The organism is Lactococcus sp. (assembly GCF_036648155.1).
GTDB lineage: Bacteria > Bacillota > Bacilli > Lactobacillales > Streptococcaceae > Lactococcus > Lactococcus cremoris.
The window spans coordinates 108,302-122,156 of sequence record NZ_JAVXIY010000009.1 but is presented as its reverse complement, the minus strand read 5'-3'; the positions used below and the strand labels follow the sequence as shown (position 1 = coordinate 122,156).

The following is a 13,855-nucleotide window of genomic DNA, read 5'->3' as shown; positions in this document are numbered from 1 at the left end:
TTTCTAATGCTTAGTGGTTTAAGATTAGGATAGCACGACTTATTTATTTTCCAATGAAATTAACTAGCAATTCGGGTATTTTATTATTAATCGTAAGGATTTATTATAAAAAAGTACTACTTATCGTTAGTGCTTTTTAATTTTTTCGTAAAGTCTTGAGTTATTGAAAGATATTAACGATAATTTATAAAAATATTGAATAAAATCTAGTTTTTCAAGAATAATTTAATTATTAAAGGATTCTTCATGTTTTCCAAAAGTTGTAATAAAATGGAAAATGAGTTAAACTTTTATAACTAATTCCTTCTTATCTATAATATTCTTTGACAAAACAATATTATCGGATTTACCATATATTATATCTGATAATGATTGAAATTCTAGAAAGATTAACAAAAAAAGATTTTTTGTTAGAAATATTGGAAAATCACCTGAAAACTTCATAGGTGTTTTTTTAATACATAACTTTGAAAAGTGAAGCTTATGAACTTCATACTTATTTTCCTATTGATGGAGATAGGAATCGTATTCCAGTTAATGATGTCATTGTTGATAAAAAGTTAGGTTTGAAGTTAATGAATGGGGTGTATTGGAACTATGAAGCTGCCCCCACATTTGCTATTGCAGGTGGTACTGGGGCGGGAAAACAGTCCTTTTGATGTCGATTTTATCAGTCCTTGCAAAAGTATGCCACGTGGATATATGTGACCTTAAACGCTCTGATTTCGTGGGATGAGAGATATTCCGGCTTTTGAAAATCATGTATTTTTCGGTAAAAAGACTATGATTGAGTGTTTACGTTCAAAAATGCAATTCATGGGCGAACGCTATGATTATATGACGAGTCGCCCTGACTATAGAGCAGGAAAACGTTATTCTGATTAGGGTTTGACACCTGAATTTGTGCTTTTTGATGAATGGGCTGCTTTTATTTCTAGTTTAGACTATAGAGAATTTGATGAAGTGATTCAAATTTTAACTCAAATCGGTTTAAAGGGGCGCCAATCGGGAGTTTTCTTAATTCTTACAATGCAACGTCCAGATGCTGAGTGTCTTAAATCAGTCTTGCGTGATAACTTTATGAAATGGTTGGCGGTTGGTCGTTTGACCGGTTTAGGTTATTGGATGATATTTGGAAATGAACATGAGAAAAAGTTTTCAAATATATCAAAGACAAAATTGGATGTGGTTATGCTGCGAATAATGGTTAACTTGCAAGTGAATTTTATAGTTCCTCAGTTCCATTGATAGGGGCTATGATTTTCATGAGGAACTTTTGAAATTACCTATACTTGCTGATACTACAGAGGTAAAACTTGAAGCACCCCCAATTTCTAACGTTGTACAGGAACGTGCAGAAAGTGGAGTTTTGGAAGAAAAAACTTATACTATTACATCTTTATCTCGCAAGTTGAGTTAATCTTCAAAAACTGTAAAAACAGCCGTAGAACGCTTAATAAGCAATGGATATTCGATAAGTGAAAAGTCACCTTATAATGAGGAGGATTTTTATGATTTGCAGAGTGTTTTCTTAATCAAAGAAACAGAAGAATGTAGTTTGAATGAAGCCATTGACACAGTTCTCACTGATGAAGCAGAATTCGAAAAAGATTATGTGACTTTTAATAAAGGGTAAGTTGATAATGCTATAAAGTAGGTAGTTAGATTAATTGTAACATTGTGATTACGCCTGTTGTGTTTTTGTATTATTTAAGATATAATTAAAGTACTTAAAGAAAGGTATGCTCATGAAAGATAAAAAAATTTTATGGTTAAACTTATTAACCCTTTTCGTTGCTTTTATAACGTTATTTTCATTTGGAAATAAAAGTTATGCGGCTGAAATGAGTACTGCAACTGTAACTACCGAATATATTGATTATTCATCACTTAATCCAACACAACAAAGCAAAATAATCATGGGAAATCCTAGTAGCATAATTAAACATGATAAAGAAACATTCTCTTTAGTTTATAAAAAAGTTGAAAATAAAAATAATGTAATTCCTTCTTCATCAAGTATAACTCCGATAAAGAATCTTCATTCAAATTCTAAGAATGTAGCGCTTCTTCCTCAAACAGGGGAACAATCTGGAAGGTTACTTTATGTTTTAGGAGTACTTATTATAGCGATAACTGGATTTGCGCTTTATAAGTGGAGAAGAACCAAGCATATTATTCTTATACTCCTTATTTTGGGGAGCCTAGGGGGATTTAAGAATGTTTCTGCCACAACTTTAGAAAATTTAGCAAGTAAGAACACTACAAAATACTCAATTGGTAGTGAATACTCGGAAAATATTTCTTCAATATCAGGGTATGAATATATAGGCTATCTTCATGATTATTCTGATAATGCTAAGCCAGTTGAAAACGGAATAGTCACAATTCAATTTGTAAATGAATCAAATAGTGAAGTTGCACCTTCTAAAACATTAACAGGCATCGTTGGGTCAGAGTACACAACTTCTTCTGAAGAAATTGATGGCTATACTTTATCAAGTACACCAAGTAATGCGAATGGTAAATTTACACTTGCTTCACAAACTGTGAAGTATATATATAAAGAAGTTGATCAAAGTGCGATAATTACGGTTAAATTTGTGGATAATTCTGGTAATCCTTTTGTAATTCCAGATTTTACAACTTTGAAAAATGGTGCATTTGTCTCACAATATCCTAACTTAGCACAGTACTCTGCCTTCCTTGACTACAATGGGCAAACCTATAATCAAAAACAAACAGTTGATAATATTACTATCCCAACAAAAATGGGTGAAAAATATTCATTGCCTGAACAAGTTACATTTCATATTAAAGATGGTAAGGGAAATGATGTAGACTATCTTATTTCACCAAATGAAGATGGTTCAAGCTCAGGTACAAGGTATTGGTACTCACTCAAAGCACCAGACAATGTTAATGGCACTGTACAGGATAAAGAAATAATAGTGACGTATGTTATTGAGGGTTACGGAGTGGTTATTGCAGCACCATAAATAAATATAAAGGTTATCTCAAATTAAAAGAATGTAGTAACGTAGTTTACTACGTTTTTTATTATTCATTAAAGACGAGATATACAATCGGCAGTGATTAAATGATAGGAACTTGTTTCCGTTTGTCTTTAGAAAACTTGCCGTAGGAAAGTCATTTTCCAGGGGCGAATTGCCCCTTGTAAACGGTAGCGCGCGATAGCGGTTTATTATTGAAAGAATTGGAGGGAAAACTATATGGAAGAACAAGAGAAAATTGTTATGAATTACCCGTTGGTTTACAAAAACAAAATAAATTTTTAAATCTTGATGAAATGAGATCTATTCTTGAACAAAATATACCATATGAAAAGGATGTTAGAAAGTTATTATTGTATGAGCCGAGCCTTTATTCCTGACAGTTCTTCGTATTGGTGAGGCTTTAAGATTACAATGGGAAGATATAGACTTTGAAAAACAGACATTAAGTTTACCGCACACTTTATACCGTTTGGACGTCTCTAAAAAAGAAAGACAGCTCCAAACTCCAAAAATAGTAGAGTCTTATCGAACAAGTACATTATATAATCGTTGTATTGAAATATTAAACGATTTTCGTGAAAATTTAAAAGATAATTCTTTTGTATTTGTAAACAAAAAAGGTAGAGCATATGGGGATGTTAAGTTGTCAATTCATTTCAAGAAGACATGTTCAGTTTTAGGAGAAGAAAATCAAGAGAAAAAATATACATTACATATGCTTAGACATTCTGTTTCATTATTAATTGAAATGGGTGTATCAATAAAAAGTATTAGGGAACGTTTAATCATTCTAATGAGCAGATGATTTTAAGAATTTATAGTCATGCAACAAAGAAAATGAATGATGATTTAGCAGAAGAAATGAAAGATTTTGTTATTTGATAAAGTAACCAAACACTAACCAAAATAAGTCGTTTATAGGATTTTATGAGAAGAACGAAAAAGTTATTACTTAACAAACGGCGGTTATAGGCTTCCATCGGCGTGTATGGCGTTATTTTGTGGTAGAATAGTTAAAAATAGAAAAGGGGAACGATTTTTTAATGCTTAATACAACTTTTGCAAATGCCAAATTCGCTAATCCATTTATGAACGCTTCAGGAGTCCATTGTATGACGATTGAGGATTTAGAAGAATTAAAAGCCTCTCAAGCAGGGGCCTATATCACCAAAAGTTCCACATTAGAAAAAAGAGAAGGTAATCCACTCCCACGTTATGTTGACTTAGAATTAGGATCAATTAATTCTATGGGTCTGCCTAATTTAGGATTTGATTACTACTTAGACTATGTTTTAAAAAATCAAAAAGAAAATGCTCAAGAAGGGCCAATCTTCTTTTCCATTGCGGGTATGAGTGCAGCAGAAAATATCGCTATGCTCAAGAAAATTCAAGAAAGTGATTTTTCAGGAATTACAGAGTTGAATCTTTCTTGTCCAAATGTTCCTGGTAAACCACAACTTGCTTATGATTTTGAAGCCACTGAAAAACTCTTAAAAGAGGTCTTTACTTTCTTTACAAAACCGCTAGGTGTAAAACTTCCTCCTTATTTTGACCTCGTTCATTTTGATATCATGGCAGAAATCCTCAATCAATTTCCGTTGACTTATGTTAACTCAGTCAATAGTATTGGGAATGGACTTTTTATTGATCCAGAAGCAGAAAGCGTGGTTATTAAACCTAAAGAAGGATTTGGTGGAATTGGTGGAGCTTATATCAAACCAACAGCGCTTGCAAATGTCCGTGCTTTCTATACTCGACTCAAACCTGAAATTCAAATCATTGGAACGGGTGGGATTGAAACAGGACAGGATGCTTTTGAACACCTTTTATGTGGTGCAACGATGCTTCAAATCGGAACAGCCTTACATAAAGAGGGACCTGCAATCTTTGATAGAATCATTAAAGAATTAGAAGAAATAATGAATCAAAAAGGCTATCAATCAATTGCTGATTTCCACGGAAAATTAAAATCATTATAAAAAATTATCATAAAAAGCTGAATTTAAACAGCTTTTTTCTTATCTTATTAATGAAATTTAAAAAATACTAGAAGAGATGATATAATGTAAAAGATTAAACAAACAAGGAGAAACACATGGAACTTTTTATGACTTTTATCGTTTATTCTTTCATTGGTTGGCTTTGGGAAACTTTCTATTGTTCACTTAAAGACCGACATTTTGTTTTTAGAGGTTTTTTATTAGGCCCTTATTGCCCTGTCTACGGTTTTGGTGTGTCAGCAGTCTTACTTTTAGTTCCAGATACTGGAAATTTATTTAGTCTTTATCTTAATACAATAGTGATTGTGACTGTTGTCGAATTTATCGGTAGTTGGATTTTAGAGAAATTCTTTAATATGAAATTATGGGACTATTCAACCCTCCCTTTCAATATTGAGGGCAGGGTAGCTATTCCCGTTTCATTATTTTGGGGTGTAGGCTGTATTATTTTGATTAAATTAGTCAATCCACCCGTCCAAAATTGGATTCATGATTTTAATGCAATCACGCATAGCTGGGGAGTGCTTCTCATATTAACTATTTTTGGAGCTGACCTTCTGTCAACGTTTATCTTTACGATTTCAACCAAAAAAGAAGTATTGGCTATGATTGATGATTCTGATAAAGAAAATGCGGCTATCAAAGAGTTTCGTCTTAAACATTTGCTGACCAATCATGAAACCGCACCAAACCGCAAAAAAGTATTGGAACTTCTGAAGAACCGTCCTTTGAAATTAAAACACTATAACTTACGAAGAATTCTTAAAAATTATCCAAACATGAATTTGACAAAAAAACGCTAGCTTTAAAATCGTAAGCGTTTTTAGTGGTCTTAAAAGTGATTTCGTGGCATAATAAATTCATGAATAAAACATTTGAAAAGCAAGAAATTTTAAATGAACTTTATAATCTGGTATTAGATAGAAATATTCGTGACTGGGAACGTCAGTGTTTACTTCATACGAAAGTTCAATTAGAGAATCAAGGGCGACTTGCTGATGAACTTGCTAAATTAGAAGCGACCCTTAGGCCCTTGGCATTACGCTATAATCTCACACCAAAAGTTGCCGATTTTTATCAAAAAATTTCTAGTAACAATCTCTTTGGACGAGGAGTTGGTGGAATTTTGTGAGTTATTTAGGTCTTCTTATGCTTTCAAAGCATAAGAAGTTTTTTAAAAAGTATTTTTCAAAAAGCTAAATTCATTTTATAATGAATTCAATAAATGAAAAGGAAGTAAAAAAATGAAATCAGCCTATTTTGTCGAAAAAAATAAGATGGAAGTTAGAGAATTTCCCAAAGCAGAACTTGAAAAAGAAACAGATGCCATTATAAAAATCGTTCGTGCCTGCGTTTGTGGTTCTGATTTATGGTGGTTCCGTGGGATTTCTGAACGTCAGCCAGGTCCAGTAGGTCATGAGGCTATTGGTGTCATTGAAGAAGTTGGAGCGGGAGTTAAAAACTTTAAAGCGGGCGATTTTGTCATTGTTCCCTTTACTCATGGTTGTGGACACTGTCCAATCTGTTTGGCAGGATTTGAAGCTAATTGCCCCAATGCCAAAGATGGAGTTAACGGGGGATATCAAGGAGAATTCTATCGAGCAATTAATGCTGATGGTGCACTTGTTAAAATTCCAGGAAAACCAAGTGATTATTCAGAAGAACAGCTGGCTTCGTTGACAACTTTAGCGGATGTCATGCCCACAGGTTTTCATGCGGCTAAAGCAGCAGATGTTCACGAAGGGGACACAGTAGTTGTCTTTGGTGATGGAGCAGTAGGTCTGTGCGCAGTGATTTCGGCTAAACTTTTAGGTGCAAAACGGATTATTGCAATGAGTCGCCATGAAGATCGAGCGGCATTGGCGCGTGATTTTGGGGCAACAGATATCATTGCTGAGCGTGGTGCAGAAGCGATTCAAAAAATTATGGCCTTAACCAATGGTTATGGTGCTGATGCTGCCTTAGAATGTGTCGGAACAAAAGAAGCCATTGAATCTGCTTTCCAAGCAGTAAGAGCGGGAGGACGTGTAGGTCGCGTGGGAGTTCCTCATGATGTTGACTATAATGAATGGATTGATTCTCTCTTCTGGAAAAATATTCAACTTGGAGGTGGAGTGGCCTCTGTCGCACGCTGGGACAAAGAAATCTTACTTGAGGCAGTTTTAAATGGGGAGATTAATCCTGGTCGTGTCTTTACAGAAGAATTTACCTTAGACGAAATTCAAAAGGCTTATGAAGCAATGGATCAACGTACAGCAATTAAATCTCTATTGAGAATTTCAGAGGGATAAATTAGAGACCAACAATAGAAAATCCTACCACTTTTGGTAGGTTTTTTTGTATTCTAAAAGTCTTGTTTATAAATTTGGTTAAAATCATTGCTTTATATTGACAAAAGTTTCTAATCAAGCGTATAATATTAAACAATCAGAAAACAAAAAATATTCACTAAAAGGAGGTTTTACATTGGAAAATCAGAAAAAGCCCTTTCAGATGAAGTCACCAAGCAAATTTTGGTTGCTTAGCACTGGAATTCTTTTAAGTTTGTTAGTTACTAGTTTGCCTTTAGCAGTAAAAGCAGATGAAAATCTAGCTGTTACACAAACAAGCCAAGCTGAAGCTGTCAACAATCCAACTGTAAATTCTTCCCTTGCCGTGTCTGATTCGACAACCGAAGGAAATACAGGAAGTTCACAGGCAGAAATGCAAACTAAAGAGGCGACCACGCAACCTTCACAGGCAAGCACAGCCCCAAGTCCAAGTCCCAGTTCGGATTCATCATCTTTGGCAAGTTAGGCTCAGGCTTCAAGTGTAGAAGCAAGCTCTAATTCTTCAGAGGTTTCAACTTCATTGAGTTCAAACGCCTCGACTTCAAAATCCCCAAGTATTCCTCTTGATTCGTCAAAAATAAAAGTCACACTTGCATCAAGTCTTTCGGCAAGTGGAACAATCATAAATCCTGCTCCCACAAATGGTTCAATTGCCAGTCAAGCTAATAGTCAAGACCCTGCAATCAGCAGTATTGAAGCGACCGGTTCAGTCGCCAATGATATTACAGGGCCAGCCACACTGGATGATGTCAATATTACAATCAAAGCTAACAACCTTGTTCCCAATAATTTTCTGACTCCGGCTGGGTTACATTGGTCGGCAAATACGCAGGTTATACCAATCAAAGGTCAAACAACAGGTCAAATCAGTGCTGAAAACTTTGGACAAACGGATGGCCCAACCATACCTGCGACCACTTATACTATGAATGCTGGAGATTCTGGACGAATTACCAATGTTGGAACAACCCTAGCCGGAACGAATCTAGATTTGATATACCAAGTCATCTCGACAGATGAATCAAGCTGGCAAGCCCTTGCAGAAAATACGTCTGACTGTCCGATTGGATTGGCTTTTACAGGCGAACAAAACATCGCCAACTCCGACGGAAACTCGATTGTTGCTCTTTATTTTGGGGCAAACAATGTCAATATTAACTATCAAATCGTCGCACATAACACAGATTTTCAAGTGCCTGTCCTTGCCTCATTTATCACAACGGATATTGATATGGCACAAGGAGTCAAGACCAATCTTGCCAACCTTTTAACGGTCATTCCAAAGACCACTAATCTTGCGACCGATTCAAGTGGTGTCATTTATGATACCACCACTCCCTATACGGATTTGAATGGTCAAGCTAGTCTCCCTTATGGCGGTTATCTGGGTGTTGGTTTCTTGTCGAACTTTGATTATGATTTTTACAGTCCAGCACCCGCTCGGGCGGAAAATTCTTATCAATATTCACAAGGCGTGCGCTATGACCTCTTTGGGTCAGCACTTCAAGCACATTTGACGACACAAGTCAGAGATATTGTTTATCTTAACTATTATGATGCGGACGAAAACAATCAGCTTATCGTTCCCCAACATCAATTTATTTGGTTTCCAAATGTTTCTTGGAATGTTCCAGCTAGCAAATTCCCACATTATGCTTATGGACAAGAAAGTCAGCACAGAAATGGGAACACAATAATAGTTGGTGATTATTATCACATCCAAAGTACCGTCACTTATGATTACTATGGTACGGACGGTACCTATCTAGGACAACAATTAACCAGTGGACTTTATAACAAGCCTTATTCGGTCAATGTCCCTTATAAATTTGGTAATTACTACATCGAAGGAAGCACGACACGGTCAGGACTTTATCCGAAAACTGATGAAACGCTAAACGTTTACTACAAATATGTTCCACCGATTGTTTATTACAACACGAGCAATCCTTATGCGACGACTTATTATGCCAATGGTTATGAATATGTACCGAATTACATTGCGCCAGTTGTTTATTATGTGTCCACTTATGGCTATTACGGTGGAGGCACTTCTTACTCTGGTGGTTATGGTTATTCATCAGGAGGAGGATATAGTAATTCTAACGGAACTTACTATCCAAATTATGTACCACAATCTGCTTATTATACAAAAGAAGCTCAACTTGTGGCGGAGGAAAGAGGATATGGCGGAGAACTTCCAGGCGGAGGAGATAGTGACAATTGGCTAGAAGGTGAGGTAGGGAGCCAATCAATCGGGATTAGCGGAGCTATCGGCTGGGCTAAATATGGTCCTGAATTAGCAGGAGCCTCTGATTTCGCCGGTGGTATCGGAGGAGGATTTTTAACCGCAGGAGTGGAACTAGCGACTGGGCATGATGCGAATGATGCTATGGCGAAAGGTTTTGCCAATGCGGGAATCACCTTGGCCGTTGGCACATTAATTACTGGGGGACTTCTTGCAGTAGCTGCACCTGCAGTAGTAGCCATTGGAGTGGGACTTGTGATTTCTTCAGCTCTATCTTTTGGTTATGATTGGCTATACGACCATAGAAAGGGTAAAAAATGAGATCAATACGCTCCGATGAAGTGATAGTTGATATTGGTGGAAACATGGATAACAGATATGGCTATAACTTTAAAAACAAAGAGCTGTTTATAAAGAGTAATAAAAAAACGACAGGCATGGGTATGATACCTGTTCTGGTAATAGCAGTAGCATTTCCAGCATCTGCGATGAATTTTGCAGAGCAGCATTCTATCACTATTTCTCCTGTAAGATGGATGATTTTGACAACGTTTGTCTGTTTACTTTTATCTTTTGTCTTAGCAAGAATTTTATTATTTCTTTCAGAAAACTTTTCTAATTATAAAAACTTTGAAAAATTAGAAGATAGTAAAGAGATAGAAAAACTCTATCAAATACAGGCGACTAAAGCGGGGGAAATCGTTTTGATTTTTCTTGCTGTAATTTGTGGAAGTGTAGGGATAGCATTAGCTGGTTTTTATATCGACTCAGGTGATATGGGAATTTGGTTAATTTATATTACTGTTTTAATTGCTATCAATATGCTTGTATATACCTACTTGTTTTATTTCAAGAGGGCAAGAAAATTTAGAACTTTAGCTCTCATGGAATTAAAAAAAGAACAGGAAATTGAAAAATGAAAGAAGAGATTGACGAAAATAAAGAAAAAGAAGTGATTCAAAAAGCATATAAATATAATATCTTTCTTGGAATCTGGATTATCGCTGTATTCATCATTTTTTTGCTACAAATAACAAAAATTATTACAGATCAATATTTAACTTTAGGTTTTGGTTTAATTATTTTAATTTATGCGATTGCGCTTCATACCCAAAATCATAAATTAAAAATAAAAAGTATTGCTTCGATTTTAGTATATAGTCTTAATATCTTGAGTGTGATTGGTGTTGTTTTGATTATTTTTGCAAATCATGCGCATAATCTTTTGGAGTTAGCGGTGGGGGTCTTATTGGGATTGGTGACGCTTATCTTACAATTTTTAGCTGCTATTTTTGCACTATTGTCAGCGAGAAAATTGCGAAAACTCTATCCTGATATTCTTGATAATAGAAGAAAGAATACAAATTAGTATCTTATTTTTTACAAGTAAATATTTGATAAATGCTATTGAATCAAAATAGCAGACTGTGTTATAATGAAAGGAATAAAAAGATAGGAAATTTCATGACTTACGCAGACAAGATTTTTAAACAAAATATCCAAAATATCCTTGATAATGGTGTTTTTTCAGAAAATGCACGTCCTAAGTATAAGGATGGTCAAACGGCGAATAGCAAATATGTCACTGGTTCATTCGTTACTTATGATTTGCAAAAGGGGGAGTTTCCAATTACCACTTTGCGTCCAATTCCAATCAAATCTGCTATTAAAGAATTGATGTGGATATACCAAGACCAAAAAAGTGAGCTTTCTGTTCTTGAAGAGAAGTATGGAGTCAAATACTGGGGAGAATGGGGAATTGGCGACGGTACGATTGGGCAACGTTATGGTGCAACAGTCAAAAAATATAATATCATTGGTAAATTATTAGAAGGCTTGGCCAAAAATCCATGGAATCGTCGTAATATCATTAACCTTTGGCAGTATGAAGATTTTGAGGAAACAGAAGGTCTTTTGCCATGTGCTTTCCAAACGATGTTTGATGTCCGTCGAGAAAAAGATGGTCAGATTTATTTGGATGCCACACTGATTCAACGTTCAAACGATATGCTTGTGGCCCACCATATCAATGCGATGCAATATGTTGCTTTGCAAATGATGATTGCAAAACATTTTTCTTGGAAAGTTGGGAAATTCTTTTATTTTGTAAATAATTTACATATTTATGATAATCAGTTTGAGCAGGCAAATGAATTAATGAAGCGAACAGCTTCTGAAAAAGAGCCTCGTTTGGTCCTTAATGTTCCTGATGGTACAAACTTTTTCGATATTAAACCTGAAGATTTTGAACTTGTGGACTATGAGCCAGTAAAACCTCAATTGAAATTTGATTTAGCAATTTAAATTAATCTATAAGTTACTGACAAAACTGTCAGTAACTTTTTTATTGACTAAAATTCAAAAAACGTTCGTTGACGAACGAAAAAAACTATGCTATAATAATTCGTATGCGAACTAAAAAAGAAGCGATTGGTCGACTTTTAAAAGTGGCCAGCAACCAAATGTCTCGAGAATTTGATAATTTTGCAGCTCAACTTGATTTGACGGGTCAGCAAATGTCAATTTTAGATTTTCTTGGAAATCAAAGTGAAGAAGGTTCAGGAAAAGAAATTAGTCAGACGATGATTGAATTAGAATTTAATATCCGACGTTCAACAACGACGGAAATTTTACAGCGCATGGAAAAGCGGCTCTTAATTAATCGAAGAGCAAGCCTGACCGATGCCCGCCAAAAATCAGTTGAATTAACTGAAGAAGGGAAAAGGTATTTACCTGAAATCAGGGCTTATATCCAAGCACATAATAAAAAAGCTTTGACAGGATTATCAACAGAAGAGATTGCTGCGGTTGAAAAATTTCTTAATAATTTTAGCGTGCAGAAAGGAAAAGAATGAATAGAGAATTAGAAACAAATACAGCCAATCATAAAATTAGCGCGAAAACGCGCTTTTCGATTGTCGCTGTGGCTCTTGTGGCCTTTATGGGGATATTGGCGGAAACAAGTCTGAATGTGACTTTCCCCACGCTTGAGAAAACTTTTGGACTTCCACTAAGTACGGTTCAATGGGTGACGACAGCTTATTTGCTTGTTGTTGCTATTGTTATGCCGACAAGTTCATACATCAGCCAACGTTTTCAAAACCGAACCTTGTTTTTTGCAGGATTAATCTTCTTTACTATCGGTGATTTATTGAGTTTGATTTCATCAAATTTTACTATTTTGATGGCTGGACGTTTGATTCAAGGGATTGGGACTGGGATTGCAATTCCTTTAATGTTTAATCTTGTCTTGACTAAAATTCCTCGTGAACGGGTCGGCCTTTGGATGGGATTTGCTGGTATGATTTTGAGTATTGCACCCGCACTTGGCCCAACTTATGGGGGGCTTTTAACGGGAACTCTTGGCTGGCGAATGATTTTTGCAATTATTTTAATTATCCCAATCTGCTTATTTCCTTTGGGAGCTTGGGCTATTGAAAAGAGTGAAAAAACTCGTCCAGGTAAATTTGATTTTATCGCTTTTATTTTCTTATCACTTGTGATGACCAGTGCCCTTTTAGCTTTAGATTCATTATCAAGTGCTCATTTTTCATGGATTTGGTTAATCCTCTTTATTATTGGATTAATTGCCTTTATTTGGCGTTCAAAAACAAGTTCTTTGAATTTTATAGATATCAATGTCTTTAAGAGTCCAACCTTTACTTTGTCAGTCCTTGTTTATTGTATTTTACAATTTGTAAATTTGGGTATTAACTTTATTATCCCTAATTTCTTACAGGTTTCTCTTGGTGCCACAAGTACCTTGGCAGGTTTTGCTTTATTACCTGGTTCATTAATTGGTTCAGCGGCGCAAGGACCAATCGGTGCACTTTACGACCGAAAAGGGGCTAAGGGTATCTTATATAGCGGAAACACTGTTTTCTTCATTGCACTTGTATTGTTAACGATTTTTACTAAAAATCTAACTTTACTGGGTGTGATGGGACTTTATGTTGTATTCACAATCGGACGTTCGTCAAGCTTTGCAACGACAATGACCAATAGTCTAGCTCAACTCCCACATGATAAAGCCGCTTCTGGAAATGCTTGGTTTACTACGACTTCTCAATTTGCGGCATCAGCAGGGACGGCGACGGCCAGTCTGATTGCAACAAAATCAAGTAATTTAACAACCGGAACTCAACATGTATTTATGTTTTTCCTTTGTCTTGCTTTACTTAACTTTGTTTTCTATACTTTGATTTTGAATAAAAAAATAAAATAAATTTTGATGAAAGTTTCGTGTTAAAGCGAAACTTT

13 protein-coding genes and 1 pseudogene are annotated in these 13,855 nt (G+C 35.4%); all 14 read left to right on the top strand.

What is annotated here, in order from left to right:
* Positions 1 to 467 precede the first annotated feature (467 nt).
* The 14 genes and pseudogenes from RSC39_RS10195 to RSC39_RS10130 all read left to right on the top strand — a co-directional run bounded on the left by RSC39_RS10195 (position 468) and on the right by RSC39_RS10130 (position 13,820).
* Positions 468 to 659, top strand: a complete 192-nt coding sequence (locus RSC39_RS10195) for a hypothetical protein (protein WP_231105856.1) — start codon at positions 468 to 470, stop codon at positions 657 to 659.
* A gap of 229 nt (positions 660 to 888) precedes the next feature.
* Positions 889 to 1,248 (top strand): hypothetical protein, encoded by a 360-nt coding sequence (locus tag RSC39_RS10190; RefSeq protein WP_332536979.1) that lies wholly within the window; start codon positions 889 to 891, stop codon positions 1,246 to 1,248.
* Between the two features lie 28 nt (positions 1,249 to 1,276).
* A complete protein-coding gene (locus tag RSC39_RS10185; protein ID WP_332536977.1) occupies positions 1,277 to 1,420 on the top strand; it encodes a hypothetical protein in 144 nt (47 codons plus the stop codon).
* Between the two features lie 328 nt (positions 1,421 to 1,748).
* A complete protein-coding gene (locus tag RSC39_RS10180; protein WP_332536975.1) occupies positions 1,749 to 2,999 on the top strand; it encodes a MucBP domain-containing protein in 1,251 nt (416 codons plus the stop codon).
* Between the two features lie 1,061 nt (positions 3,000 to 4,060).
* Complete coding sequence (locus RSC39_RS10175; RefSeq protein WP_096815755.1) at positions 4,061 to 4,996, top strand: dihydroorotate oxidase; 936 nt, start codon at positions 4,061 to 4,063, stop codon at positions 4,994 to 4,996.
* Positions 4,997 to 5,112: 116 nt separating this feature from the next.
* Positions 5,113 to 5,820: a hypothetical protein gene (locus RSC39_RS10170; protein ID WP_332536972.1), complete on the top strand. Its 708-nt coding sequence runs from the start codon at positions 5,113 to 5,115 to the stop codon at positions 5,818 to 5,820.
* A 59-nt stretch (positions 5,821 to 5,879) separates the two neighbouring features.
* Positions 5,880 to 6,149, top strand: a complete 270-nt coding sequence (locus tag RSC39_RS10165) for a bacteriocin immunity protein (protein WP_011676578.1) — start codon at positions 5,880 to 5,882, stop codon at positions 6,147 to 6,149.
* Positions 6,150 to 6,261: 112 nt separating this feature from the next.
* Entirely contained in the window at positions 6,262 to 7,308 is a 1,047-nt protein-coding gene (locus RSC39_RS10160; protein ID WP_332536970.1) for a zinc-dependent alcohol dehydrogenase family protein, read from the top strand.
* Between the two features lie 175 nt (positions 7,309 to 7,483).
* Positions 7,484 to 9,916, top strand: a pseudogene (locus RSC39_RS10155) (cell wall anchor protein).
* Positions 9,917 to 9,960: 44 nt separating this feature from the next.
* Complete coding sequence (locus tag RSC39_RS10150; RefSeq protein WP_332536968.1) at positions 9,961 to 10,515, top strand: hypothetical protein; 555 nt, start codon at positions 9,961 to 9,963, stop codon at positions 10,513 to 10,515.
* Positions 10,512 to 10,964, top strand: a complete 453-nt coding sequence (locus tag RSC39_RS10145; RefSeq protein WP_332536966.1) for a hypothetical protein — start codon at positions 10,512 to 10,514, stop codon at positions 10,962 to 10,964. The genes RSC39_RS10150 and RSC39_RS10145 overlap by 4 nt, the downstream gene beginning before the upstream one ends.
* Positions 10,965 to 11,059: 95 nt before the next feature.
* A complete protein-coding gene (locus RSC39_RS10140) occupies positions 11,060 to 11,899 on the top strand; it encodes a thymidylate synthase (RefSeq protein WP_332536964.1) in 840 nt (279 codons plus the stop codon).
* 104 nt (positions 11,900 to 12,003) lie between these two features.
* Complete coding sequence (locus tag RSC39_RS10135) at positions 12,004 to 12,450, top strand: MarR family winged helix-turn-helix transcriptional regulator (RefSeq protein ID WP_332536962.1); 447 nt, start codon at positions 12,004 to 12,006, stop codon at positions 12,448 to 12,450.
* Positions 12,447 to 13,820: an MFS transporter gene (locus RSC39_RS10130; protein ID WP_021037520.1), complete on the top strand. Its 1,374-nt coding sequence runs from the start codon at positions 12,447 to 12,449 to the stop codon at positions 13,818 to 13,820. The genes RSC39_RS10135 and RSC39_RS10130 overlap by 4 nt, the downstream gene beginning before the upstream one ends.
* Positions 13,821 to 13,855 lie beyond the last annotated feature (35 nt).